Source organism: Variovorax sp. PDC80 (assembly GCF_900115375.1).
Classification (GTDB): domain Bacteria; phylum Pseudomonadota; class Gammaproteobacteria; order Burkholderiales; family Burkholderiaceae_C; genus Variovorax.
The window spans coordinates 290712-316999 of record NZ_FOWG01000004.1; the positions used below are offsets into that span (position 1 = coordinate 290712).

General features: G+C 70.6%; 22 protein-coding genes and 1 riboswitch. Of the genes, 18 read left to right on the forward strand and 4 right to left on the reverse strand.

Annotated features, from left to right (window positions below; genetic code table 11):
- Positions 1–32: 32 nt before the first annotated feature.
- The 10 genes from hutH to BM109_RS14825 are packed head-to-tail and all read left to right on the forward strand — an operon-like array spanning position 33 to position 12273.
- On the forward strand, positions 33–1598 hold the full coding sequence (gene hutH / locus BM109_RS14780) for a histidine ammonia-lyase (protein WP_057593441.1): 1566 nt from the start codon (positions 33–35) through the stop codon (positions 1596–1598).
- A gap of 52 nt (positions 1599–1650) precedes the next feature.
- Positions 1651–3384, forward strand: coding sequence for a urocanate hydratase (gene hutU / locus BM109_RS14785; RefSeq protein ID WP_093343849.1), 1734 nt, complete (start codon positions 1651–1653; stop codon positions 3382–3384).
- Positions 3385–3386: 2 nt separating this feature from the next.
- The gene (locus BM109_RS14790) at positions 3387–3968 is read left to right on the forward strand and encodes a HutD/Ves family protein (RefSeq protein WP_093343851.1); all 582 of its coding nucleotides are present in this window, start codon (positions 3387–3389) and stop codon (positions 3966–3968) included.
- 23 nt (positions 3969–3991) lie between these two features.
- Positions 3992–5236, forward strand: a complete 1245-nt coding sequence (hutI, locus tag BM109_RS14795) for an imidazolonepropionase (RefSeq protein ID WP_093343853.1) — start codon at positions 3992–3994, stop codon at positions 5234–5236.
- The gene (locus BM109_RS14800; RefSeq protein WP_093343854.1) at positions 5233–6615 is read left to right on the forward strand and encodes a formimidoylglutamate deiminase; all 1383 of its coding nucleotides are present in this window, start codon (positions 5233–5235) and stop codon (positions 6613–6615) included. Before hutI ends, BM109_RS14800 begins: the two co-directional genes overlap by 4 nt.
- A gap of 13 nt (positions 6616–6628) precedes the next feature.
- The gene (hutG, locus tag BM109_RS14805; protein ID WP_093343856.1) at positions 6629–7444 is read left to right on the forward strand and encodes an N-formylglutamate deformylase; all 816 of its coding nucleotides are present in this window, start codon (positions 6629–6631) and stop codon (positions 7442–7444) included.
- The gene (locus tag BM109_RS14810) at positions 7441–8829 is read left to right on the forward strand and encodes an FAD-binding oxidoreductase (RefSeq protein WP_093343858.1); all 1389 of its coding nucleotides are present in this window, start codon (positions 7441–7443) and stop codon (positions 8827–8829) included. The genes hutG and BM109_RS14810 overlap by 4 nt, the downstream gene beginning before the upstream one ends.
- On the forward strand, positions 8826–9965 hold the full coding sequence (locus BM109_RS14815; RefSeq protein ID WP_093343860.1) for a histidinol-phosphate transaminase: 1140 nt from the start codon (positions 8826–8828) through the stop codon (positions 9963–9965). Before BM109_RS14810 ends, BM109_RS14815 begins: the two co-directional genes overlap by 4 nt.
- The gene (locus tag BM109_RS14820; protein WP_093343861.1) at positions 9962–11167 is read left to right on the forward strand and encodes an MFS transporter; all 1206 of its coding nucleotides are present in this window, start codon (positions 9962–9964) and stop codon (positions 11165–11167) included. Before BM109_RS14815 ends, BM109_RS14820 begins: the two co-directional genes overlap by 4 nt.
- A 56-nt stretch (positions 11168–11223) precedes the next feature.
- On the forward strand, positions 11224–12273 hold the full coding sequence (locus BM109_RS14825; protein ID WP_093343863.1) for a homocysteine S-methyltransferase family protein: 1050 nt from the start codon (positions 11224–11226) through the stop codon (positions 12271–12273).
- A 23-nt stretch (positions 12274–12296) separates the two neighbouring features.
- On the opposite strand, the gene BM109_RS14830 is transcribed toward BM109_RS14825, so the two are convergent.
- Positions 12297–13220, reverse strand: coding sequence for a LysR family transcriptional regulator (locus tag BM109_RS14830; RefSeq protein WP_093343865.1), 924 nt, complete (start codon positions 13218–13220; stop codon positions 12297–12299).
- 114 nt (positions 13221–13334) lie between these two features.
- Between BM109_RS14830 and BM109_RS14835 the strand changes: the two genes are divergently transcribed.
- The 5 genes from BM109_RS14835 (at position 13335) to BM109_RS14855 (ending at position 20054) form a co-directional block, all read left to right on the forward strand.
- On the forward strand, positions 13335–13772 hold the full coding sequence (locus BM109_RS14835) for a PACE efflux transporter (RefSeq protein ID WP_093343867.1): 438 nt from the start codon (positions 13335–13337) through the stop codon (positions 13770–13772).
- A gap of 69 nt (positions 13773–13841) precedes the next feature.
- Positions 13842–13966, forward strand: a riboswitch (S-adenosyl-L-homocysteine riboswitch).
- Positions 13967–14026: 60 nt separating this feature from the next.
- Complete coding sequence (metH, locus tag BM109_RS14840; protein ID WP_093343869.1) at positions 14027–16741, forward strand: methionine synthase; 2715 nt, start codon at positions 14027–14029, stop codon at positions 16739–16741.
- Positions 16742–16889: 148 nt separating this feature from the next.
- Positions 16890–18635: an ArnT family glycosyltransferase gene (locus tag BM109_RS14845; RefSeq protein WP_143129168.1), complete on the forward strand. Its 1746-nt coding sequence runs from the start codon at positions 16890–16892 to the stop codon at positions 18633–18635.
- Positions 18632–19648: a glycosyltransferase family 2 protein gene (locus tag BM109_RS14850; protein WP_093343873.1), complete on the forward strand. Its 1017-nt coding sequence runs from the start codon at positions 18632–18634 to the stop codon at positions 19646–19648. The genes BM109_RS14845 and BM109_RS14850 overlap by 4 nt, the downstream gene beginning before the upstream one ends.
- A gap of 4 nt (positions 19649–19652) precedes the next feature.
- Complete coding sequence (locus tag BM109_RS14855; protein WP_093343874.1) at positions 19653–20054, forward strand: GtrA family protein; 402 nt, start codon at positions 19653–19655, stop codon at positions 20052–20054.
- Positions 20055–20066: 12 nt separating this feature from the next.
- Here BM109_RS14855 and BM109_RS14860 read toward each other — a convergent pair whose 3' ends face one another.
- From BM109_RS14860 to BM109_RS14870, 3 genes are read right to left on the reverse strand one after another with little or no spacing between them, the layout of a single operon-like run.
- Entirely contained in the window at positions 20067–21266 is a 1200-nt protein-coding gene (locus BM109_RS14860) for an amidohydrolase family protein (protein WP_093343876.1), read from the reverse strand.
- A complete protein-coding gene (locus BM109_RS14865; protein ID WP_093343877.1) occupies positions 21212–21982 on the reverse strand; it encodes a TetR/AcrR family transcriptional regulator in 771 nt (256 codons plus the stop codon). Before BM109_RS14865 ends, BM109_RS14860 begins: the two co-directional genes overlap by 55 nt.
- Positions 21983–22001: 19 nt before the next feature.
- On the reverse strand, positions 22002–22775 hold the full coding sequence (locus tag BM109_RS14870; RefSeq protein ID WP_093343879.1) for a ferredoxin--NADP reductase: 774 nt from the start codon (positions 22773–22775) through the stop codon (positions 22002–22004).
- Positions 22776–23079: 304 nt separating this feature from the next.
- Here BM109_RS14870 and BM109_RS14875 point away from each other — a divergent pair, with 304 nt between their 5' ends.
- The 3 genes from BM109_RS14875 to BM109_RS14885 are packed head-to-tail and all read left to right on the forward strand — an operon-like array spanning position 23080 to position 26279.
- Complete coding sequence (locus tag BM109_RS14875; RefSeq protein ID WP_093343880.1) at positions 23080–24705, forward strand: 6-hydroxynicotinate reductase; 1626 nt, start codon at positions 23080–23082, stop codon at positions 24703–24705.
- Between the two features lie 2 nt (positions 24706–24707).
- A complete protein-coding gene (locus tag BM109_RS14880) occupies positions 24708–25613 on the forward strand; it encodes a UPF0280 family protein (RefSeq protein ID WP_093343882.1) in 906 nt (301 codons plus the stop codon).
- A gap of 21 nt (positions 25614–25634) precedes the next feature.
- On the forward strand, positions 25635–26279 hold the full coding sequence (locus BM109_RS14885; RefSeq protein ID WP_057593420.1) for an amino acid synthesis family protein: 645 nt from the start codon (positions 25635–25637) through the stop codon (positions 26277–26279).
- Positions 26280–26288 lie beyond the last annotated feature (9 nt).

The following is a 26288-nucleotide window of genomic DNA, read 5'->3' on the forward strand; positions in this document are numbered from 1 at the left end:
TTCGCACCTACTTGTATATACAGGATCGCACCATGAAGCTTGCTCCCAACGCCGCCACTGAACCGCTCGTGCTCTCGCCCGGCGAGGTCGACCTGCCCGCGCTGCGCCGCATCCATGCGGGCGGCGCGCGGCTCGAGCTCGCCGGCGCCGCGCGCGCCGGCCTGCTGGCCGCCCAGGCCACCGTGCGCCGCATCGTCGAGGCCGGCGAGGTGGTCTACGGCATCAACACCGGCTTCGGCAAGCTCGCGCAGACCATCATCCCGCCCGAGCGCCTGGCCGAGCTGCAGCGCAACCTCGTGCTCTCGCACAGCGTGGGCACCGGCGTGCCGCTGCCCGACGGCGTGGTGCGGCTGGTGCTCGCCACCAAGGCCGTGAGCCTGGCGCGCGGCCATTCGGGCGTGCGGCCCGAGATCGTCGACGCGCTGCTCGCGCTGTTCAACGCCGGCCTGCTGCCGCGCATCCCGAGCAAGGGCTCGGTCGGCGCCTCGGGCGACCTCGCGCCGCTGGCCCACATGGCCTGCGTGCTGATCGGCGAGGGCGAGGTCGGCACGCCCGAGGGCGAGACCATCGGCGGCACCGAGGCCATGCGCCGCATCGGCCTCGCGCCCTTCGTGCTCGGCCCCAAGGAAGGCCTGGCGCTGCTCAACGGCACGCAGGTGTCGACCGCGCTCGCGCTGGCGGGCCTGTTCGGCGCCGAGGACGTGTTCGCCGCCGGCCTGATGGCGGGCGCGCTCTCGCTCGAGGCGATCCAGGGCTCGATCAAGCCCTTCGACGAGCGCATCCATGCCGCGCGCGGCCAGCCGGGCCAGATCGCGGTGGCGGGCGCGGTGCGCGCGCTGCTCGAGGGCAGCGCCATCGTGCCCTCGCACGCCGACTGCGGCCGCGTGCAGGACCCGTACTCGATCCGCTGCGTGCCCCAGGTCATGGGCGCCTGCCTCGACAACCTCGCGCATGCGGCGCGGGTGCTGCGCATCGAGGCCAACGCGGCGTCGGACAACCCGCTGGTCTTCAGCGACACCGGCGACGTGATCTCGGGCGGCAACTTCCACGCCGAGCCCGTGGCCTTCGCGGCCGACATCATCGCGCTGGCGGTGAGCGAGATCGGCGCCATCTCCGAGCGCCGGCTCGCGCTGCTGCTCGACTCGGGCCTCTCGGGCCTGCCGCCCTTCCTCGTGCGCGACGGCGGCGTCAACTCCGGTTTCATGATCGCGCAGGTCACGGCCGCGGCGCTGGCCTCCGAGAACAAGTCGCTGGCCCATCCAGCCAGCGTCGACAGCCTGCCGACCTCGGCCAACCAGGAAGACCACGTGTCGATGGCCACCTTCGCGGGCCGCCGCCTGGCCGAGATGGTCGACAACACCGCGGTGGTGGTCGGCATCGAGGCCATGGGCGCCTGCCAGGGCATCGAGCTCAAGCGCAACGCCGACAGCCCGCGCAGCTCCGCGCTGGTCGAGGCCGAGTTCGCCGCCATCCGCGAGCGCGTGGCCTTCATCGAGCAGGACCGCTTCATGGCGCCCGACGTGGAAGCCATGCGCCTGTGGGCCCGCCGCGGCGACTGGGCCGCGCCGCTGGCCGCCGTGCTGCCGAGCCGCGCCTGAACCTTCCCCGATTCCTCGTCCGACCTTCCTTGCCATCGAAAGGACTCCCGCCATGAACGCACCCGACAAATTCATCGCCGCCAACGCTGCCACCGCCGCCGATCCGCGCCACGACCCCACGCGCGTGATCCGCGCCCCGCGCGGCAGCCAGCTGAACTGCAAGAGCTGGCTCACCGAAGCACCGTTCCGCATGCTGCAGAACAACCTCGACCCCGAGGTGGCCGAGCGGCCGCAGGACCTCGTGGTCTACGGCGGCATCGGCCGCGCCGCGCGCAACTGGGAATGCTTCGACCAGATCCTCGCCTCGCTGAAGGAGCTCGAGGACGACGAGACCCTGCTGATCCAGTCGGGCAAGCCGGTGGGCGTGTTCAAGACGCACGAGAACGCGCCGCGCGTGCTGCTCGCCAACTCGAACCTGGTGCCGCAGTGGGCCAACTGGGAGCACTTCAACGAGCTCGACCGCAAGGGTCTCTTCATGTACGGCCAGATGACGGCCGGCAGCTGGATCTACATCGGCAGCCAGGGCATCGTGCAGGGCACCTTCGAGACCTTCGTCGAGGCCGGCCGCCAGCATTACAACAACAGCCTCGCGGGCAAGTGGATCCTCACGGCCGGCCTCGGCGGCATGGGCGGCGCGCAGCCGCTCGCGGCCACGCTCGCGGGCGCGGTGTCGCTCAACATCGAGTGCCAGCAGTCGAGCATCGACTTCCGCCTGCGCACCCGCTACGTCGACAAGCAGGCGCGCGACATCGACCATGCGTTCGAACTGATCAAGCAGCACTGCGACGCCAAGGAAGCCGTGTCGATCGCGCTGCTGGGCAACGCGGCCGAGATCCTCCCGGAACTGGTGAAGCGCGCGAAGGCCGGCGGTCTCAAGCCCGACCTCGTGACCGACCAGACCTCGGCGCACGACCTGATCAACGGCTACCTGCCCGCGGGCTGGAGCGTGGCGCAATGGCAGGCCGCGATGAAGGACGAGTCGCAGCATGCCGCGCTCAAGAAGGCGGCCGCGCAATCGTGCGCGGTGCACGTGCAGGCCATGCTCGACTTCCAGGCCATGGGCATCCCGACCGTCGACTACGGCAACAACATCCGCCAAGTGGCCTTCGACGAGGGCGTGAAGAACGCCTTCGACTTCCCGGGCTTCGTGCCGGCCTACATCCGGCCGCTGTTCTGCGAGGGCAAGGGCCCGTTCCGCTGGGTCGCGCTCTCGGGCGATCCCGAGGACATCTACAAGACCGACGCCAAGATCAAGGAGCTGTTCCCCGAGAACACCCACACGCACCGCTGGCTCGACATGGCGCGCGAGCGCATCAGCTTCCAGGGCCTGCCCGCGCGCATCTGCTGGCTCGGCCTGGGCGAGCGCCACAGGGCCGGCCTGGCCTTCAACGAGATGGTGAAGTCGGGCGAGCTCAAGGGCCCGATCGTGATCGGCCGCGACCACCTCGACACCGGCTCGGTCGCCAGCCCCAACCGCGAGACCGAGGCGATGAAGGACGGCACCGATGCCGTGAGCGACTGGCCGCTGCTCAACGCGCTGCTCAACACCGCGGGCGGCGCCACCTGGGTCAGCCTGCACCACGGCGGCGGCGTGGGCATGGGCTACTCGCAGCATTCGGGCGTGGTGATCGTCTGCGACGGCACCGACGCCGCCGCCAGGCGCATCGAGCGCGTGCTGTTCAACGACCCCGCCACCGGCGTGATGCGCCATGCCGACGCGGGCTACGACATCGCCGTGGCCACCGCGAAGAAGCAGGGCCTGAAGCTGCCGATGATCAAGGGCTGAGCATGGCCGGCGGCACGCAGCGCTTCTCGCGCGCCACCTTGCCCGTCACGCCGTGGAAGAACGGCGGCGGCACCACGCAGGAGATCGCCTGCTGGCCGGCCGGCGCCGGGCTCGAGGACTTCGGCTGGCGCGTGAGCATCGCCAGCATCGCGCAGGCCGGGCCGTTCTCGCGCTTCGCGGGCATCGACCGCAGCATCATGCTGCTCGAGGGCGACGGCGTGCGGCTGCGCTCGGCCGACGGCGCCATCGACCATCCGCTCGACGCGCCGCACCGGCCCTTCGCCTTCAGCGGCGACACCGCGCTCGATTGCACGCTGCTGGGCGGCGCCTCGAGCGATTTCAACGTGATGACCCGCCGCGGCGCCTGGCACGCCGAGGTGCGCGTGCTCGACGGCGCCACCGCGCTCGAAGCCGCGCCGCATGGCGTGCTGCTCGCGCTGCGCGGCGGCTGGCGGCTCGATGCCGGTGGCGCGGCGTGCCGCGAGGGCGAGGGCCTGTGCTGGTCCGATGCACCGCGCGCCTGGCAGCTCGCGCCCGAGGACGCGACGGCACGCCTCGTGGCCGTGCGCATCGTTCCCGCCTGAGGCCGCAACCCGAGACCACAGACATGACCCTCTCCCATCCTTCCGCCGACGGCCTCTGGACCGGCCTGCGCCTCGCGCCGGGCGCCGCACCCGGCATCGAATCGGACGATGCGGCCCTCGTCGTCGCGCAGGGCACGATCCGCTGGGTCGGCGCGCGCGCCGCGCTGCCGGCCGAGTACGTCGCACTGCCCGTGCACGATGGCGGCGGCGCGCTGGCCACGCCGGGCCTGGTCGACTGCCACACCCACCTGGTCTACGGCGGCCAGCGCGCCAACGAGTTCGCGATGCGGCTCGCGGGCGCGAGCTACGAGGAGGTGGCGAAGGCCGGCGGCGGCATCGTCTCCTCGGTGCGCGCCACGCGCGAGGCCGACGAGGACACGCTGTTCGCCCAGGCCGCGCCGCGGCTCGAGGCACTGCTGGCCGACGGCGTCTGCGCGATCGAGATCAAGTCGGGCTACGGCCTCGCGCTCGAGCACGAGCGCAAGCAGCTGCGCGTGGCGCGGCGGCTCGGCGAGCACTACGGCGTGACGGTGCGCACCACCTTCCTCGGCGCCCATGCGCTGCCGCCCGAGTACGCGGGGCGCAGCGGCGAGTACATCGAGCTCGTGTGCCGCGAGATGCTGCCGGCGCTCGCGGCCGAGGGGCTGGTCGACGCGGTCGACGTGTTCTGCGAGCGCATCGCCTTCTCGCTCGAAGAAACCGAGCGCGTGTTCCAGGCCGCCCGGGCGCTGGGCCTGCCGGTCAAGCTGCATGCCGAGCAGCTCTCGGACATGGGCGGCGCCGCGCTGGCCGCGCGCTACGGCGCGCTGTCCTGCGACCACATCGAGCACCTGTCGGCCGAGGGCATCGCGGCGATGCGCGCGGCCGGCACCGTGGCCGTGCTGCTGCCCGGCGCCTACTACACGCTGCGCGACACCCACCTGCCGCCGATCGAGGCGCTGCGCGCCGCGGGCGTGCCGATGGCGGTGTCTACCGACCACAATCCCGGCACCTCGCCCGCGCTGAGCCTGCTGCTGATGGTCAACATGGCCTGCACCCTGTTCCGCCTCACCGTGCCAGAGGCGCTGGCCGGCGTCACCGTGCATGCGGCGCGCGCGCTCGGCCTGGCGGCCACGCATGGCGCGATCGCCGCGGGCCGGCCCGCGAACTTCGTGCTCTGGTCGGTGCGCGACGCGGCCGAGCTCGCCTACTGGTTCGGCCAGCGGCCCGTGCGCACCGTGGTGCGGCAGGGCCATATCGCCGTCAAAGCCGTGGGAGCCCCGGCATGACGCGCGCGCTGTTCGCGGCCGACGCGCTGCTGCCCACCGGCTGGGCGAAGAACGTGCTGCTCGCATGGAACGAGGCCGGCCAGCTCGTCGAGGCGAAGGCCGGCGCCGACAAGCCCGCCGATGCCGACACGGCCAACGGCCCCGTGATCCCCGGCATGCCCAACCTGCATTCGCACGCCTTCCAGCGCGCCTTCGCGGGCCTGACCGAGCACCGCGCCGAGCAGCAGGACAGCTTCTGGAGCTGGCGCACGCTGATGTACCGCTTCGCCGCGCGCCTCGGCCCGCGGCAGATGGAGGACATCGCGACCTGGCTCTATGCCGAGATGCTCGAGGCCGGCTACACCAGCGTCTGCGAGTTCCAGTACGTGCACCATGACGCCGACGGCAGGCCCTATGCCGACGACGCGACGCTGAGCCTCGCGCTGCTGCGCGCCGCCCACAAGACCGGCATCGGCTTCACCCTGCTGCCGGTGCTCTACCAGACCAGCGGCTTCGGCGGCCTGCCGCCCAACGAGGGGCAGCGGCGCTTCATCCGTTCCACCGACTCGATGCTGCGGCTGCTCGAGGCGCTGAAGCCCGCCTGCGACGCACAGGGCGCGCGTCTCGGCCTCGCGCCGCACTCGCTGCGCGCGGTGCCGCCCGAGGCGTTGCGCGAGGCGCTCGCGGGGCTCGATGCGATCGAGGCCGGCGCGCCGGTCCACATCCACATCGCCGAGCAGACCAAGGAAGTCGACGACTGCATCGCCTGGAGCGGCCAGCGCCCCGTGGCATGGCTGCTCGACCATGCGCCGGTCGACGCGCGCTGGTGCCTGGTGCATGCCACGCACATGGACGCCGACGAATACCGGCGCGGCGCCCGCAGCGGCGCGGTCGCCGGCCTCTGCCCGACCACCGAGGCCAACCTCGGCGACGGCCTGTTCGACTTCGCGGCCTGGCGCCAGCACGGCGGTGCCTGGGGCCTGGGCTCCGACAGCCACGCCTGCGTCGATGCGGCCGAGGAGCTGCTGATGCTCGAGTACGGCCAGCGCCTGCGCACGCGCCAGCGCAACGTGGGCGCGACCGCGGCGCAGCCACACGTGGCGACCGCGCTCACCCTGCAGGCGGTGCAGGGCGGCGCGCAGGCCGCGGGCCGCGCCATCGGCGGCCTCGCGACGGGCCAGCAGGCCGACTTCGTGGTGCTCGATGCGCAGCAGCTCGCGCTGCAGGGGCTGTCGGCGCCCGACATGCTGTCGGCGCACGTCTTCGCAAGCCACCGCACCAGCGCCATCGACGCCGTGTGGGTGGCGGGCCGCCCGCGCGTCGCCGCCGGGCGCCATGCGCTGCATACCGAGGCCGCGTCCGCCTTCGTGGCCGCGCGCACCCAACTGCTTCAAGACTGAGGAACCCCATGCCATGAGCTTCACCACCACCGAACCGGCCTTCCGCTTCCGCCAGGGCACGCGCCCGCTGCTGATCTCGATGCCGCACGTGGGCACCCACGTGCCGGGCGCGCTGCTCGCGCGCTTCACCGAGGAGGCGCGCCATGTGCCCGACACCGACTGGCACCTTGAGCAGCTCTACGACTTCGCCGACGCGCTCGGCGCCTCGGTGCTGGTGGCCACGCACTCGCGCTACGTGATCGACCTCAACCGTCCGCCCGACGGCGCCAGCCTCTATCCGGGCCAGAGCGTCACCGGCCTGTGCCCGGTCGACACCTTCGACGACACGCCGCTGTATGCCGCGGGCGACCTGCCCGGCGAGGCCGAGATCGCCGCGCGCCGCGAGGCGATCTGGCAGCCCTATCACGCGCAGCTCGCGGCCGAATTGGCGCGACTCAAGGCCGCGCACGGCACCATCGCGCTGTGGGACGCGCACTCGATCCGCTCGGTGCTGCCGCGCTTCTTCGAAGGCAAGCTGCCCGACCTCAACCTCGGCACCGCCGACGGCAAGAGCTGCGATCCCGCGCTCGCCGCCACCTTGCTGGGCATCGCGACATCGAATCCCGGCTACACCGGCGTGCTCAACGGCCGCTTCAAGGGCGGCCACATCACGCGCCAGTACGGCAACCCCGCGGGTGGCGTGCATGCGGTGCAGCTCGAGATGACGCAGTCGAGCTACATGCAGGAGGCGCTGCCCTTCGCCTACCTGCCCCAGGTGGCGGCCGGTGTGCAGCCGCAGGTGCGCCGCATGCTCGAGGCGGTGCTCGATTTCGTCGAAGGCCGCGGTTGAGCCAGGAAGCCTTTCTCGCCGCGCTCGGCGAGGCGCTGGGCGCCGGCCAGGTGCTGCGCGGCGAGGCCATCGCCGAGCGCCACCGCAGCGACTGGAGCGGCGTGGCGCCGGTGCTGCCGCTGGCGCTGGTGCGCCCGCGCGACACGCGCGAGGTGTCGGCCGTGCTGCGCCTCTGCAGCGAGCACCGCGTGCCCGTGGTGCCGCAGGGCGGGCTCACGGGACTGGCCGGCGCGGCGGTGCCGCGCGCGGATGCGATCGCGTTGTCGCTCGAACGCATGAACGCCATCGAATCGCTCGATGCCGCCGCCGGCACGCTGACCGTGCAGGCCGGCGCCACCCTGCAGTCGGTGCAGGAGGCGGCCGCCGCGCAGGGCCTGCTGTTCGGCGTGGACTTCGGCGCGCGCGGCTCGTGCCAGATCGGCGGCGCGCTGTCGACCAACGCGGGCGGCAACGGCGTGCTGCAGTTCGGGATGATGCGCGAGCAGGCGCTGGGCCTGGAGGTGGTGCTGGCCGACGGTCGCGTGCTGCCGATGCTGCGGCCCATGCTCAAGAACAACACCGGCTACGACCTCAAGCAGTTCTTCATCGGCGCCGAGGGCACGCTGGGCGTGATCACGCGCGCGCTGCTGCGGCTGCATCCGGCGCCGCGCGCCAAGGCCACGGCGCTGGTCGCGCTGCCGGACTTCGAGGCCGCGCTGGCGCTGCTGCGCCGGCTTGGCGCGCGCTTTCCGGGCGCGCTGGCGGCCTTCGAGCTGATGTGGCGCGACTTCGTGCAGACCTCGCTGCGCTGGCAGCAGCTGCGCGAGCCCTTCGACGCGGCGCATCCGCTGGTGGCGCTGGTCGACGTGGCCGGCGAGGACGAGGCCGCGCTGCGCGAGGCGCTCGAGGCGGCGCTGGCCGGCGCGATGGAGGAGGGCGCGGCGGTCGATGCCGCCATCGCCCAGTCGCAATCGCAGGCGCGCGCCTTCTGGAAGATCCGCGAGGCCACGGCCGAGCTGCCGGTGCACATGCATCCGCCGATCAATCTCGACGTGAGCCTGCCGATGGCCAGCATCGGTCGCTTCGCCGACGACTGCCGCGCGGCGCTCGATGCGCGCTGGCCCGGGCACCATTCGCTGTTCTTCGGCCATGTGGGCGACAGCAACCTGCACGTGACCACCGACGGCCAGGCCATCGGCGGCGAAGCCGAGGCCTTCGAGCGCATGGTCTACGCGCAGGTTGAGGCCCGCGGCGGCAGCATCTCGGCCGAGCACGGCATCGGCCTGCACAAGAAGCCCTACCTGGGCGCGAGCCGCACTCCCGACGAGCTGGCCGCCATGCGCGCCATCAAGCAGGCGCTCGATCCCCTCCACCTGCTCAACCCCGGCAAGGTATTCGACCTGTGAACACGACCGCCATCCATGCCCTCGCGCGGCCCGAAATCGCGCCGCTGCCGGCCTACAACGCCGGCCTGTCCTCGGAGGCCGTGCGCGCGCGCTATGGCGTCGACGAGATCGCGCGGCTCGCGAGCAACGAGAACCCCTACGGCGCGAGCCCCGCGGTGGCGCGCGCGCTGGTCGACCTGGCGGCGCGCGCGGGCACCTACCCCGATGCCCATTGCACCGCGCTGCGCGCCGCGATCGCCGAACGCTGTGGCGCGCAGCCCGCGGAACTGGTGATCGGCAACGGCTCGGAGGACATCCTCCAGATGCTGTGCCAGGCCTTCCTGGGCCCCGGCGACCGCGTGCTCACGCAGCGACCGGCCTTCGGCCTGCACGAGATCTATCCGCGCATGATGGGCGCGCAGGTCGAACTGCTGGCGCTCACGCCCGAACTGGGCTTCGACATCGAGGCCTGGTGCGCGGCGCTCGCGCGCGGCCCCAAGCTGGTGATGCTGGCCAATCCCTCGAACCCGGTCGGCTGCATGTTCGACGCGCGGGACTTCGAGCGCCTGCTGGCCGCCGTGCCCGCGGGCACGCTGCTGGTGGTCGACGAGGCCTACTACGAATACGCGCGGCTCGCGAGCGGCTACCCCGACGTGCTCGCGCGGCTGCGCGGCGAAGCGGTGGCCTTCCCGTGGATCGTGCTGCGCACCTTCTCCAAGGCCTGGGGCCTGGCCGGCCTGCGCGTGGGCTACGGCATCGCGTCCGACGCGGCGCTGGTGCAGCTGCTCGACCGCGTGCGCACGCCCTTCAACGTGAACCTCGCGGCGCAGGCCGCGGCGCTCGCGGCCTGGGGCGACGAGGCCTGCATGCAGGCGGCCGTGGAACAGACGGTGCGGCTGCGCGACGCGCTGGCCGCACAGTTGCGCGCGCGCGATTGGCCGGGGCTGCGCATCGCGCCCTCGGCGGCCAACTTCCTGTTCATCGACCTGGGCCGGCCGAACGGGCCGGTCAACGAGGCGCTGCTGGCGCGCGGCATCATCGTCAAGCCGTGGAAGGAGCCGGGCTTCGAGCGCTTCATCCGCGTCTCGGTCGGCGCGCCGCACGAGCTCGAGCGTTTCGTCGCCGCGATGGACGCGATCATGTCGAAGGCGCCATGAGGCTCTTTCGCGGCTGGGGCGTCGTCGCGGCGGCCCATGTGCTGCTGGCGCTGGTGTTCGGCGCCGCCTATTCCTTCGGCGCCTTCTTCGCGGGCATCCAGGCCAGCTTCGGCGCCGGCCGCTTCCCGGTCGCCTCGCTGTTCTCGGCCACGGCGCTGCTCTATTACATCGTCGGCGCCTTCTCGGGCGCGCTGGCCGACCGCTTCCCGCTGCGCGCCGTCGTCGGCACCGGCATCGTGCTGCTCGCGGCCGGCTTCGCGCTGGCCAGCCTGGCGCCGTCGCTGGCCGTGCTGTTCGCGCTGTTCGGCCTGTTCGTCGGCTTCGGCGTCGGCCTGGTCTACGTGCCGGCGGTGGCCGCGGTGCAGCGCTGGTTCGTGCGCCGGCGCAGCCGGGCCTCGGGGCTGGCGCTGGCGGGCACCGGGCTCGGCACCTTCGTCGGCCCGGTGACGGCCGGCGCGCTGCAGCAGCACCTGTCGTGGCAGGCCACGATGCAGCTGTTCGCGCTCGGCATCCTGCTGCTCGGCGGCGTGGCGGCCTGGGCGATCCGGGCCCGGCCGCAGGAGCTCGGGCTGCTGCCCGACGGCGATCGGGTCTTCGCATCGGCGGGCGCACCTGTCGAGACCGGCCTGCGCTGGCGTGAGGCGGTGCGCGGCGCCTGCTTCTGGTGGTACTTCGCGGCCATCGGCTGGGGCTCGATCGGGCTGTTCGTCGCGCTGGTCCACATGGCGCCGGCGGCGCAGGGGCTGGGCATCGGCGCGGCCGACGCCACCCTGCTGATCGGACTGATCGGCGTGGGCAACGTCGGCGGCCGGCTGGTGCTCGGCGGGCTCGGCGACCGGATCGGCGCGCGCCGGCTGCTCTCGCTGCTCACGCTGGCGCTGGCCGCGCTGCACCTGCTGTGGTGGGCGGCCGGCGGCTTCGCTTCGCTGGCGCTGTTCGCGCTGCTGTTCGGCGCGGCCAACGGCGGCTGCATCGCGCTCTACCCGGCGCTGGCGGCGCGCTGGTACGGCACGCGCGCGCTGGGCGCCATCCTCGGCACGCTCTACATCGCGGTCGGCGTGGCCGCCTCGATCGGTGCCAGCGCGGCCGGCCTGCTGTTCGACCTGCGCGGCAGCTACGACCTGGCCATTGGCGCCAGCGGCCTGCTGGCGCTGCTGTCGGTCGGCTGCCTGGCGCGCGCGGCGCGGCACGCGCCGGGCTGAAGTCCCGAAGACCGCTTCGGCGGTGCGGCGGGGCGCGTTTTCTACAATCCGGACCCATGAAGCCGATCGTCTACACCCGTGCCCAGCAACTGCCCGAGATCCTCGGGCGCCGCATCGCCATCCTCGATGGCGCCATGGGCACCATGATCCAGCGCTTCAAGCTCACCGAGGCCCAGTACCGCGGCGAGCGCTTCAAGGACTTCGAGCGCGACGTGAAGGGCAACAATGAGCTGCTGTCGCTGACCCGGCCCGACGTCATCTCCGACATCCACGAGAGCTACCTCGCGGCCGGCGCCGACCTGATCGAGACCAACACCTTCGGCGCGACCACCATCGCGCAGGAGGACTACAAGATGGCGCACCTGGCGCGCGAGATGAACCTCGAGTCCGCGAAGCTGGCGCGCGCCGCCTGCGACAAGTACTCCACGCCCGACAAGCCGCGCTTCGTGGCCGGCGCGCTCGGCCCGACGCCCAAGACCGCGAGCATCAGCCCCGACGTCAACGATCCGGGCGCGCGCAATGTCGATTTCGAGGCCCTGCGCGCGGCCTACTACGAGCAGACCGAGGCGCTGGTCGAGGGCGGCGCCGACGTGATCCTGGTCGAGACCATCTTCGACACGCTCAACGCCAAGGCTGCGCTGTTCGCGGTCGACGAGTATTTCGAGAACAGTGGCGAGCGCCTGCCGCTGATCATCAGCGGCACCGTGACCGACGCCTCGGGCCGCATCCTCAGCGGCCAGACCGTGACCGCCTTCTGGCACAGCGTGCGCCATGCGCGGCCGCTGGCCATCGGCCTGAACTGCGCGCTGGGCGCGGCGCTGATGCGCCCCTACATCCAGGAACTGGCGCGCGTGGCCGACGACACCTTCATCAGCTGCTACCCCAACGCCGGCCTGCCCAACCCGATGAGCGACACCGGCTTCGACGAGACGCCCGACGTGACCTCGCGCCTGCTGCACGAGTTCGCGGCCGAGGGGCTGGTCAACATCGTCGGCGGCTGCTGCGGCACCACGCCGGACCACATCGCGGCCATCGGGCGCGCGGTGTCGCCGGTGGCGGGGCGGCTGCTGAACAATGCGGCCGGGTTCTACAAGGAAGCGGCTTGAGCCCAGGCCCGTAGCCTCGCGTTTCAGGACGCGATAGGCACCGACACCCCGGCAGCCTGCCGCTCGCGCGAAATCAACGCCACGAAGCGCTGCGCCCCCAGCCCCAGCGGCCGTTCGCGCGACCACACCACGTCCACCCACAGGTTCAGGCCGTTGCTGAGGTTCTCGAGCGGGATCTCGACCAGCGCGCCCGCCGCCACGTGCGGCCGCACGAAATTGCGCGGCAGCCAGCCCCAGCCGACGCCGGCGGTGATCAGGCTCAGGGCGGCCAGCGCGTTGTCGGTGCGCCAGAGGTGGCGCGCGAACACGCTGCGCGGGTCCATGGCCGTGACCAGGTCGCGGCCGGCCACCACGATCTGGCGGGTGGCGATCAGGTGCTCCTCGCGCAAGCGGCCGCCGGGCGCGGCGGCCAGCACCGGGTGGCCCGGCGCCATCACCGCGACCATGGTGTCGCTGCCCACCTCCTGGAAGCCCTCGCGCCCGTCGAGGCTGGGCCGCTCGAACACCAGCGCGAGCTGGGCCCGGCCGCTGTGCAGCAGCGCCAGCGCATCGGCCTGCGGCGCGGCCAGCACCTCGACCTGCAGCAGCGGGTATTCGTGCGCCAGCTCGGCCAGCGCGCCGCTCCAGGGCGCGGCCAGCAGCTCGGGCGCGATCGCCAGCGTGAGCCGTTCCTCCAGCCCCTGCGTGAGCGCCAGCGCCTGCGCGTCGAGCTGGCGCAGCTGCGCCGCCAGCGAGCGCGCCTGCGGCTCGAGCGAGCGCGCGGCGGCCGTGGGCCGGGGCTCGCGGCCCTTGCGGTCGAACAGCTGCAGGTCGAGCTCGGCCTCGAGATGGGCGATGGCCATGCTGACCGCCGACGGCACGCGGCGCAGGGCGCGGGCGGCGGCCGAGAAGGAGCCGTGGTCGATCACGGCCAGGAAGACCTCGACGCTGTCGCTGGAGAAGCTCATGGCTGGTTTCTCGCCGATCTATCAACAAAACTGAAATAAGTTGACTTTTTATATCAGCAAGAGACACATAAAGTCGACGGATCGCAGTCACACAACAAGCCAAGAGAGTCCGTCATGCAGGGAATCCAGCGTCGCATCGTCTACATCACCCTCTACGAAGGGATCGCCATCGTGGCCGCCAGCGCCGGGCTGGCGCTGCTGACGGGCGCCGGCCTCGGCCATTCGGGCGCGCTGGCGGTGGCGGCCTCGGTCATCGCGGTGATCTGGAACCTGATCTTCAACAGCCTGTTCGAGCGCTGGGAGGCGCGCCAGGCGGTGCGCGGGCGCAGCCTCAAGCGCCGCATCGCCCATGCGATCGGCTTCGAGGGCGGCCTGATCGGCCTGCTGGTGCCGATGTTCGCCTGGGGCCTGGGCATCTCGCTGTGGCAGGCGCTGGTGATGGACCTGGGGCTGGTGGTCTTCTTCCTGGTCTACACCTTCGTCTTCAACTGGGCCTTCGACCGCGCCTTCGGGCTGCCGGCCTCGGCGGCGCCGGTCGCGCAGGCGGCCTGAGCCTTCCCGGCGGCCCGCGGATACACCCGCGGGCCGTTGGCACGTCCGGCAGCCGGTAAAATCGCCACCCCTTCCAAGGAGCGTTGCAGCGGCGGCGCGCGGGACCCCCTGGTCCGCGACCCGCCGTCAGGCTTGGAAGGCGCCTTCTCGCAGAACCTGCCCGGAAGGCCCGGTTGCAACGACGCTCACCTGACGTGTCTTCCCCTGCCCAGGTGAGCCCCATGAGCGATGTCCCCGCGCCTTTCGTTTCTCCCATGAAGCTGTCCGGTCTCGAACCGGTGGCCATCGGCGAGGGATCCCTGTTCGTCAACATCGGCGAGCGCACCAACGTCACCGGTTCCAAGGCCTTCGCGCGCATGATCCTCAACGGCCAGTTCGAGGAGGCGCTGGCCGTCGCGCGCCAGCAGGTCGAGAACGGCGCGCAGGTGATCGACATCAACATGGACGAGGCCATGCTCGACAGCAAGGCCGCGATGGTGCGCTTCCTCAACCTGATCGCCAGCGAGCCCGACATCGCGCGCGTGCCGGTGATGGTCGACAGCTCGAAGTGGGAAGTGATCGAGGCCGGCCTGCGCTGCATCCAGGGCAAGGGCATCGTCAATTCGATCTCCATGAAGGAGGGCGTGGACAAGTTCAAGCACGAGGCGAAGCTCGTGAAGCGCTACGGCGCGGCCGCCGTGGTGATGGCCTTCGACGAGAAGGGCCAGGCCGACACCTACGAGCGCAAGGTCGAGATCTGCGAGCGCGCCTACCGCATCCTGGTCGACGAGGTGGGCTTCCCGCCCGAGGACATCATCTTCGACCCGAACATCTTCGCGATCGCCACCGGCATCGAGGAGCACGACAACTACGCGGTCGACTTCATCAACGCCGTGCGCTGGATCAAGCAGAACCTGCCGGGCGCCAAGGTCTCGGGCGGGGTGTCGAACGTGAGCTTCAGCTTCCGCGGCAACGACCCGGTGCGCGAGGCGATCCACACCGTGTTCCTGTACCACGCGATCCAGGCCGGCATGGACATGGGCATCGTCAACGCCGGCATGGTCGGCGTCTACGACGACCTCGAGCCCGAGCTGCGCGAGCGCGTGGAGGACGTGGTGCTCAACCGCCGGCCCGACGCCGGCGAGCGCCTGGTCGAGGTGGCCGAGAGCGCCAAGAGCGGGGCCAAGGACGACAGCAAGAAGCTCGAGTGGCGCGGCACGCCCGAGCAGCCGGTGCACGTCAACCAGCGGCTGTCGCACGCGATGGTGCACGGCATCACCGACTTCATCGTGGAAGACACCGAGGAGGCCTACCAGCAGATCCTCGCCAAGGGCGGCCGTCCGCTGCACGTGATCGAAGGCCCGCTGATGGACGGCATGAACATCGTGGGCGACCTGTTCGGCCAGGGCAAGATGTTCCTGCCGCAGGTGGTGAAGTCGGCGCGCGTGATGAAGTCGGCCGTGGCCCACCTCATCCCCTACATCGAGGAAGAGAAGCGCCAGGACGAGGCCGCGGGCCGCGACGTGCGAACCAAGGGCAAGATCATCATCGCCACCGTGAAGGGCGACGTGCACGACATCGGCAAGAACATCGTCACCGTCGTGCTCCAGTGCAACAACTTCGAGGTGGTGAACATGGGCGTGATGGTCCCGTGCCACGAGATCCTCGCCAAGGCGAAGGTCGAGGGCGCGGACATCGTGGGCCTGTCGGGCCTGATCACGCCGAGCCTGGAAGAGATGCAGTACGTGGCCGGCGAGATGCAGAAGGACGACCACTTCCGCATCAAGAAGATCCCGCTCCTGATCGGCGGCGCCACCACCAGCCGCGTGCACACGGCCGTGAAGATCGCGCCGCACTACGAAGGCCCGGTGGTCTACGTGCCCGACGCCTCGCGCAGCGTGAGCGTGGCGCAGTCGCTCTTGAGCGACCAGGCCGCGGCCTACATCGGCGAGATCAACGCCGACTACGAGAAGGTGCGCACGCAGCACGCCAACAAGAAGCAGGTGCCGCTGTGGCCGCTGGCCAAGGCGCGCGCCAACAAGACGCCCATCGACTGGTCGAACTACGTGCCGCCCGCGCCCAAGTTCATCGGCCGGCGCGTGTTCCGCAACTTCGACCTGACCGAGCTCGCCAAGTACATCGACTGGGGCCCGTTCTTCCAGACCTGGGACCTCGCGGGCCCGTTCCCGGCCATCCTCAAGGACGAGATCGTCGGCACCGAGGCCGTGCGCGTCTACGCCGACGGCCAGCGCATGCTCAAGCGCCTGATCGAGGGCCGCTGGCTCAGCGCGAGCGGCGTGGTCGGCTTCTGGCCGGCCAACACCGAGAACGACGACGACATCGTGCTCTACACCGACGAGTCGCGCAGCGAGGCCGCGCTCACCTGGTACGGCCTGCGCCAGCAGACCGAGAAGCAGGAGATCGAGGGCACGATGCGCCCGAGCCGCTGCCTGGCCGACTTCGTCGCGCCGCGCGAGAGCGGCCTGAAGGACTACGTGGGCATGTTCGCCGTGACCGCGGGCCTGGGCGTGGAGAAGAAGGAGAAGTACTTCGTCGACGACCTCGACGACTACTCCGCGATCATGCTCAAGGCGCTGGCCGACCGGCTGGCCGAGGCCTTCGCCGAGGCCATGCACCACCGCGTGCGCACCGACCTCTGGGGCTACGCTGCCGACGAGGCGCTGAGCAACGAGCAGATGATCGCCGAGAAGTACCGCGGCATCCGGCCCGCGCCCGGCTACCCGGCCTGCCCCGACCACAGCGTGAAGAAGCCGATGTTCGACCTCCTGAACTGCACGGACATTGGCATGAGCCTGACCGAAAGCCTCGCTATGATGCCGGCCGCCAGCGTGTCGGGGTTCTACCTCGGGCACCCCGACAGCACGTACTTCAACGTAGGCAAAATCGGCCATGACCAGCTGCAGGACCAGGCGGTGCGCCGCAAGGCGAGCGAATCCGAACTGGAGCGGCTGCTGGCGCCCAACCTCTGACGGCGCGCGGCGGGCCCTTCCGTTCCCCCGCGCCGCCGCCATCCACGCCGCCCGCCCCGCGGGCCGCTGAACCGATCCAGGCTTCCGGGGGATTCCCATTCAGACACTGCTCTTCATCCTCGCGCACCACGCGGCGCTGGCCCTCTTCGTGGCCGGCGCCTGGGGCTTCGGCGCCACCGTGCTGGCGCGCTTCGGGGCGCCCGCGCGCCGCGACGCCTGGCTCGAGGGCGCGATCGCGACCACGCTCGGTGTCGGCCTGTTCATCGTCGCCTTCCAGGCGCTGGCGATCGTCGGCGCGCTGCGCCAGGGCGCGGTGCTCGCGCTGCTGGGTGCCGGCATCGTGCTGGCGCTGTTGCGGCTGCCCGGCTGGCGCCGCGAGCTGAAGGCGCGCGCCGCGCTCGCGCCCGCGCAGCCGGCACCGACCCTCGGCGAGAAGTGCGCCTTCGCCGCGCTGCTGCTCGTGGGCCTGCCCACGCTGTTCTCGCCGCTGGCGCCGCCGGTGGCCTTCGACGAGGTGATGTACCACCTGCCCTATGCGCGCCAGGTCGCGCAAAGCGGCACGCTGGGCGTCTACGAGTGGTTGCGCTACCCCTGGTTCCCCTACAACTACGACCTGCTCTACGCCGCCGCGCTGACGGTCTACGACGACGTCTTCACCCACTTCATCCATGGCCTCGCGGGCTGGCTGTCGGTGCTGATGATCCATCGCCTCGGCCGGCTGCACGCCAACCGCTACATCGCCTGCCTGGGCGCCGGCATCTGGCTCGCGCTCGGCGACTATCCCAATTCGTACATCGACATGGGCGTGGCGCTGTTCGTGCTCGCGGCCTTCGTCGCGCTGTGGTGGTGGGACGAGGGCCACGTGCTCGAACCGGAGCCCGGCGCAGCGTGCCACGGGCGCGCGCGCTGGCTGCTGCTGGCGGCCTTCTTCCTCGGCGTGGCGGCGGGCTCCAAGTACCAGGCGCTGATCTTCCTGCCGCTGGTGGCGGTGTTCGTGGCGCGGCGCGAGCGCCGGCCGCTGCCGTGGCTCGCGGCCCTCGCGCTGTTCCTGGTGCCGTGCATCTACTGGTATGCGCGCAACTACCTGCAGACCGGCGATCCGTTCAACCCGATCGGCGCGCGCGTGTTCGGCTTCACCAACTGGAACATGGCCGACTACACGCAGCAGCTGGCCGACGTGCGCGACCACGCCAACATGCCCAACGGCCTGTTCTGGCCGCTGCTGCTGGTGCCGTTCAGCCCGCTGTGGCGCCCGGGTCCGGTGCGCGCGGCCTTCGTGTTCTGCATCTACTCGCTGGTGATCTGGGTCGCGACCTCGCGCTATCCGCGCTACATGATGGCCTCGTTCCCGCTGCTCGCGCTGATGGCCGCCGTGGGCTGGCACACGCTGCTGGGCTGGGCCGGTGCCTTCGTGCGGCGCCGGCTGCCGGCGCTCGCGCGCGGGCGCACGCCGGGCGTCTTCGGCGGGCTGCTGATGGTGGTGCTCGCGGGCTTCGCGCTCGCGCATTCGGTGCGCGACGTGCGCATGATCTCGCCCACGCCCGCCTCGCGCGAGGCCTTCCTCGCCCGGCATGTGCCGGGCTACGAGGTGCTGAGCCACCTGCGCGCCAACCCCGTGGGCCGGCTCTACCAGGTCGGCCTCAACGACTCGATCTACTTCGCGCCTAACCCGGTGTGGGGCGACATCTTCGGGCCCTTCCGCTACTCGGACTACCTGTACCTGCCGGCCGACCAGCTCGCGCGCAAGCTGGCCTCGCAGCAGTTCGGCTCGATCGTGATCCAGACCGCGCTCGCGCCCTATGTCCACACCAAGCCCGACTTCGACAAGTACTTCAGCCTGATCGTCGAGAAGGATGGTGTGAAGGCCTACCGCATACTCGCGCCCACGCCATGACGACCGCCGACCGCCTCGCTTCCCCCACGGCCGCCGCCGCGCTCTCGCCGCTGCCGCCGGCGCTGCGCATCGCCGCCATCATCCCCTGCTACAACGAGGCGCTGGCCATTCCCAAGGTGGTGGCCGACTTCCGTGCCGACCTGCCCGAGGCGCAGATCCACATCTTCGACAACAACTCCACCGACGGCACCGCCGAGGTCGCGCGCGCCCATGGCGCGCACGTCGTGCACGTGCCGCTGCGCGGCAAGGGCAACGTGGTGCGGCGCATGTTCGCCGACGTCGAGGCCGACATCTACGTCATGGTCGACGGCGACGCCACCTACGACCTCTCGACGGTGCGCGAGATGATCCGCATGCTGGTCGACCAGAAGCTCGACATGGTGGTGGGCGCGCGCGTCGACGACCAGAGCGATGCCCAGACCTACCGCCGCGGTCATCGGCTGGGCAACCAGATGCTGACCGGCGCGGTCGCGGGCCTGTTCGGCGGCAGCTTCACCGACATGCTGTCGGGTTTTCGCGTGTTCTCGCGCCGCTACGTGAAGTCCTTCCCCGCGCTGGCCAAGGGCTTCGAGATCGAGACCGAGCTGACCGTGCACGCGCTCGAACTGCGCATGCCCTATGCCGAGGTGCCCTCGGTCTACCGCTCGCGGCCCGAGGGCTCGGTGAGCAAGCTGTCGACCTACCGCGACGGCTGGCGCATCCTCGTCACCATCTCCAAGCTGTTCGTGAGCGAGCGGCCGCTGATGTTCTTCGCGATCCTCGCGGGCCTGCTCGCGCTGGCCTCGGTGGGGCTCGCGATTCCGCTCGCGATGACCTTCTGGGAGACCGGCCTGGTGCCGCGTCTGCCCACCGCGGTGCTGGCCACCGGCCTGATGCTCAGCGCGATGCTCGCGCTGGTCTGCGGCGCGGTGCTGCACACCGTGACCATCGGGCGCCAGGAGGCCAAGCGGCTGCGCTACCTCGCCATGCCCGCGGCCGGGTCGGCCTCGTGGCAAGACGGCGCCTGCGGTTGAGCCGATGAAGCAGGCCGGGCGCCAGTTCCTGCTGTTCGCCGTGGCCGGCGTGGTGGGCTTCGGCGTCGACGTGGCGGTGCTGTACCTCGCCGCGCCGCTGCTGGGCTGGTATGGCGCGCGCGTGCTGTCCTTCATCGCGGCCGCCACCACCACCTGGGTGATGAACCGCCACCTGGCCTTCGGCGACCGTCATTCCGAGACCACGGTGTGGCGTGAATATGCGAGCTACCTCGCGACCATGCTCGGCGGCGCGGTCGTGAACTACGGCGCCTACGTGCTGGTGCTGCATGCGGTGGGCGGCCGCTGGGCGCCGATGCTCGGCGTGGCCGTGGGCAGCGGCGCGGGCATGGTCGTGAACTTCTTCGCCGCGCGCTACCTGGTCTTCAAGGCGCGGCGCTCGCCCTGAGCGCAGCGCGCCTCAGTGCGCGCCCGACACCACCACCGGAATCTCGGTCGCTGGCGGCGTGTTGCGGCTGCGGCCGCAGCGCACGATGCCGTCGATCATCACCATGCCCACGCCCGGGATGTCGCCGAGCTGCACGCTCTCGAGCAGGCCCGGCGCGGGCGAATGCTGCGCGCGGTCCATGAACACGAAATCGGCATCGCGGCCGATCTCGATCAGGCCGCAGTTGAGCTTGCGGATCTTCGCGGTGTTGCCGGTGGCGAAACAGAACACCAGCTCGGCCGGGATGTTCGCGATCGACGACAGCATCGCGACCATGCGCAGGATGCCCAGCGGCTGCACGCCCGAGCCCGCGGGGCCGTCGGTGCCGAGGATCACGCGGTGCGGGCACTTGAGCTCGAGCGCGGCCCTGGCGGCCGCGATCGCCACCTTCTCGTTGCCGTTGTGCACGATCTCGATCGCGCGCGAGCTCTTCTCGCAGAGCTCGCACACATGGGCCTCGGGCAGCGAGGTGTGGCCGCCGTTGATGTGGCCGATGACGTCGGCATCGGCCTCGAGCACCACGTCCTTGTCGATCAGGCCCGAGCCCGGGATCGAGGGGCCGCCCGTGTGGATCGTGCTCTGGATGCCGTACTTGCGCGCCCAGGCCACCATCTCCTTGGCCTCGTAGCCGGCCTTTACCGAGCCCAGGCCGACCTCGCCGAGCAGGCCCACGCCGGCCTCGGCGAGTTCCTTGAAGTCGCTCTCGACCATGCCCTTCTCGATCACCGGCGCGCCGGCCAGCACCTTCACGCCGCCGGGGCGGAAGTTGTCGAAGGCGCGCTGCGCCGTGATGGCCAGGGCCTTCAGGCCCACGATGTCCTTGGGGCGGCCGGGCAGGTGCACCTCGCCGGCCGAGATCATGGTGGTCACGCCGCCGTGCATGGTGGAGTCGATCCAGCCGATCTGGCCCTGGCGCGGCGTCCAGTCGCCGAACACCGGGTGCACGTGGCTGTCGATCAGGCCGGGCGCGACGCAGGTCCGGCGCGCGTCGATGACGGTCTTCGCGCCCTCGAGGTCGCAGTCCTTCTGCTTGCCGATGGCGACGATCAGGCCGTCGTTCACCACGATGGTGTCGGCGTCGAGGATGGGCTTGTCGATGTCGCCCGAGAGCAGCAGCCCTATGTTCTGGATGACGACCTTGCCCGACTTTCCGCTGCTCGCGATTTCTGCCATTTCGTGTTGTCCTCGTCGTGGGGGGGAGTGTTGTTGTCCTGCAGATCGTCCGCGCGCACGGTGCGCAGCACGGTCTCGATCACGAAGTCTTCCCAGTGCCGGATCGCGTCCGGCGACTCCAGCGGCTCGCCGAGGAAGGCCGTGAGCGTGTGGCGGTTGGAGGTGTAGAAATAGCCGGTGGACGCGATCAGCAGGTAGATGTCGCGCGCCACGAGGTCCTTGCGGAACAGCCCCTGGGCCGCGCCGCTCGCGAGGATCTCCGCGATGATCGCCACCGCCCGCGACGAGTACTCGCGCGCGCGCAGCGACTTCGAGATGTGCCGGCCCTTGTGCAGGTTCTCGGTGTTGAGCAGCGTCACGAACTCGGGGTTCTTGCGGTAGTAGCCGAGCACGAAGCGGATCACTTCGGTGAGCGCCTCCACCGGGCGCGAGGCGTCGAGCGCGATCGCGGCCTCGGCGTCGTCCATGCGCTGGTAGATGCCCTCGAGCACTGCGATGAACAGGCCTTCCTTGCTGCCGAAGTAGTAGTAGATCATCCGGTCGTACGACTTGGCGGCCTTGGAGATCTTCTCCACGCTGCCGCCGTCGTAGCCGTACTTGGCGAACACCTTGGTCGCCGACTTGAGGATGCTGTCGCGCGTGGCCTGGGCCGCGGCCTCGCGCACGCCGGTGCGGCGCTGGGGCTTGGGCTTGGTGATGGAGCGGCTGTCGGCCATCGATCGCGCGACGTCCTGCTTACTTCTCGGCGAAGGCGCGCTCGACGACGAAGTCGCCGGGCGTCGAGGTGTTGCCTTCCTTGAAGCCGCGTGCCTCGAGGATGTGCTTGAGGTCGACCAGCAGGCCCGGGCTGCCGCACAGCATCACGCGGTCTTCGGCGGCGTTGATCGGCGGCAGGCCGAGGTCGTCGGTGAGCTTGTTGCTCGCGATCAGGTCGGTGATGCGGCCCTGGTTGCGGAACTCCTCGCGCGTGACCGTGGGGTAGTACAGCAGCTGCTTGGCGACCATCTCGCCGAGGAACTCGTGCTTGGGCAGGTGGTCGGTCACGAGGTCGTGGTAGGCCAGCTCGTCGACCTGGCGCACGCCGTGCACCAGGATGACCTGCTCGAACTTCTCGTAGGTCTCGGGGTCGCGGATCACGCTCATGAACGGTGCCAGGCCGGTGCCGGTGCCGAACAGGTAGAGGCGCTTGCCAGGCAGCGTGTAGTCGATCAGCAGGGTGCCGGTGGGCTTGCGGCCCACGATGATGGTGTCGCCCACCTGGATGTGCTGCAGCCGCGAAGTCAGCGGGCCGTCTTCCACCTTGATGCTCAGGAACTCGAGATGCTCCTCGTAGTTCGGGCTCACGATGCTGTAGGCGCGCAGCAGCGGCTTGTCGTTGACGCGCAGGCCGATCATCGTGAAGTGGCCGTTGGAGAAACGCAGCGCCGGGTCGCGCGTGGTGGTGAAGGTGAACAGGCGGTCGGTCCAGTGGTGGACGCTCAGGACCTTCTCTTCGCTGAATGCACTCATACGGAACTCAATAGTGGTGAATGACGGGGGGTTGGCTGAGCCGGGATGCACGCCCTTGGGGCGCCAGCTGCCGGCCGGCTCCGAACCCTCCATTGTCGTTGGTCGGAAAAACCCCGATGAACATCGCGAGAAAACACCATTGCAAGCATCGGGCCCGTTTGCTACATTGACCTTCAATGTAGTGAATGCAACATGAAAGTGTAGGGGATGCTACACAAACGAAAGCCCCGGCACAAGCGGACATGCGGCACGTTTGTTGCAAACCCCGCCACCACGATTTGCAGCCAACAAGAGGTCGCCCCCGATGACGGAACACACGAAGACAGACGGACTGCCGGGCATGGACGTGCCGGTGGTCGCCGAGGCCGGCCCCGGCGGTTTCGGCAAGGCGCCGTTGCGCAACGAGCGCATGAGCGCGGCCAAGGTCGAATGCAATGCCTGCCCGGTGCTGTGCCAGATCTCCGACGGACGCACCGGCGCCTGTGACCGCTATGCCAACCGCGAGGGCGTGCTGGTGCGCGTCGATCCCGTGGTGCTGCTGCGCCGCCAGCTCGCGAGCGATGCGCCCGCGCTGGTGGCTTTCGACCGCACGGCGGCGGCCGAAGACGGCAAGGCCGAAGAGTCATCGCCCGACTGGAACGGCGACCTGCTGCATGCCGACGAGGTCTTCGTCACTGGCGTCGGCTCCTCCACCACCTATCCCGACTACAAGCCCGCGCCCTTCATCGTCGCCTCGAAGGCGCAGGGCGTGGACATGGTCACCGTGGTCACCGAGGGCATCTTCAGCTACTGCAGCTTCAAGGTGAAGATCGACACCGACCGCTTCCTCGGCGCCGAGCAGGCCAACGTGCGCTACCGCGGCGAGGTGGTGGGCCACGTCACCACGGCCGAGTACGGCTCGCAGATGCTGTCGCTGGGCGGCGTGCACCACCTCACGGGCGGCAGCAAGAAGGAAGGCCGCATGACGGCCGAGCTGATGCAGCTGCTGGGCAACAAGAAGGCCATCGAATGCACCATCGACGGCGGCGCCAGCCTGGTGATCCAGGCCGGCAAGGCGCCGATCGTCAACGGCGTGGAAGAGCAGCGCATGCGCGTGGGCTGCGGCTCGGCCGCGGTCGGCATCTTCGCGCGCCAGTTCGCCGGCGTGGCCGACGAGGTGGTGGTGGTCGACGACCACATCACCGGCGTGCTGACCGAGCACCAGGCCGGCCGCTGCCTCGACATGCCGCCCTCGGGCATCCAGATGCTGGGCCGCAAGTCGACGCCGGGGCGCTACTTCCAGGTCGCCAATCCGGGCAACGGCTGGGGCGGCACCGACATCGCCGATCCGCTGTCGATCATCGAGGGCTGGGAGGACGGCGTGGCCAAGCCCGGCCTGCGCCTGCTCATGACCTCGACCACCGGCGAGCATGCGCAGTGGTATGTGCTCGACGACGCGCTGCAGCCTGTCGAGCAGCCGATGCCACCCGAAGTCAAGCGCATCGTCGACCGCATCGGCGAGAACTGCGAGCCTTCGCTGTGCACCGTGCTGTTCCTCGGCGGTGCCGGCGGCAGCCTGCGCGCGGGCGTCACCGAGAACCCGGTGCTGCTCACGCGCGCCATCAAGCGCGCGCTGGTCAACGTCACCTGCGGTGGCGCGCCGGCCTATGTGTGGCCGGGCGGCGGCATCACGGTGATGGCCGACGTCATGCGCATGCCCGACAACAGCTTCGGCACCGTGCCCACGCCCGCGATCGTCGCGCCCATCGAGTTCAGCATGCGGCGCGCCGACTACGAGGCGCTCGGCGGCCACATGGAGCATGTCTTCCCGCTCGAGCAGGCGCTCGCGCGCGGTGCCTGGCAGGAAGACGGCGCGCCGCTCGCGCGCCAATGGCTCGTCATCGACGAAGCCAATCCCTGGCCCCTCGGTCACGTCCCGATGCTGGGATAACCATGTCCGCCCAACGCACGGCGCTCGACGAGCACCGCTGGCACTTCAACCACGGCCCGATCGACATCGTGGCCGAGGCGCACGGCGACCGCTACGCGGTGGCGGCCGCGCACGATGCGGCCTGGGCGCGCTTCGCGCACGTGCTCGACGAACTGGTGCACGAACTGCCGCTGCTGCGGCTGCCGGTCACCGACAAGATGCGCCCGCGCGGCGTGGTGGCGCGCCGCATGTGGGATGCCTGCGCGGCGTTCGCGCCGACCTTCATCACGCCGATGGCCGCGGTCGCGGGCGCGGTGGCGCAGGAACTGATCGCCTTCTACCAGCGCCCCGGCATCGAGCGCGCCTGGGTCAACAACGGCGGCGACATCGCGGTGCATCTGGCGCCGGGCCAGACCGCGCGCGTGGGCGTCTACGCGGACCTCGCGCGCTTCGACTGGCGCGATGCCAACGGCCTCGTCGACACCGACGGCCAGTTCGAACTGCGCGCCGACCAGCCGGTGCGCGGCGTCGCGACCAGCGGCTGGCGCGGGCGCAGCTTCTCGCTCGGCATCGCCGACAGCGTGACGGTGCTGGCGGCCACCGCGGCGCAGGCCGATGCGGCCGCCACCGTGATCGCCAATGCGGTCGACGTCGAAAACGAGGCGATCCGCCGCGTGCCCGCGAGCGAGCGCAAGGACAACAGCGACCTCGGCGACACGCTGGTCACCGTCGACGTGCCGCCACTGCCCCCCGCGCAGGTGCGCAGCGCACTCGATACGGGCGCGGTGTGCGCCCGCGTCCTGCAAAAAGGCGGGCTCGCATGGGCCGCTCTGCTCGTTTGCCAGGGGCAGTGGCGACTGGTCGAGCCCTTATGCTCGAAGCCGCTTGGAGCCAGACTCCCGCGCGCAGTTGGTTCAGTAATTGCTTAACGAAAAGCAAGGTTCTTTTTCATGATCGATATCCGCCGAGTCTTCACCCAGGTCGAGCACATCCACCACGAGTTCGGGCCGCGTGCCCAGACGCCGCTGGTGCGTGGTGCCATCGCCGCCGTGCTGACCAATCCCTTCGCGGGCCGCTACGAGCCCGACATCCTGCCGATGATGAGCCTGCTCGATCCGGTGGGCCTCGAGATGGCGCACAAGCTGCACGCCGCGATGGACGTGCCGCTCGAGCAGCTCGCCACCTACGGCAAGGGCGCCATCGTAGGCGCCGCGGGCGAGCTCGAGCATGGCGCGCTGTGGCACGTGCCCGGCGGTTATGCGATGCGCGAGCTGCTCGGCTGGAAGGGCGACCGCGTCGCCTATGCCAAGGGCACCGTCGACGAGAAGAAGACCGGCCAGCCCGGCAATGCGCTGTCGATCGTGCCCTCGACCAAGAAGGTCGGCGCGCCCGGCACCACGCTCGACGTGCCGCTGACCAACATCAACGCCAGCTATGTGCGCGGCCAGTTCGACGCGATCGAAGTGCGCGTGCCCGGCGCGCCCGCGGCCGACGAGATCGTGTTCATCCTCGCGATGAGCACCGGCTACCGCGTGCATGCGCGCGTCGGCGGCCTGCTCGCGGAAAACATCGCCAAGTGGGACGGCCTGCGCTGAGCCCGTGTA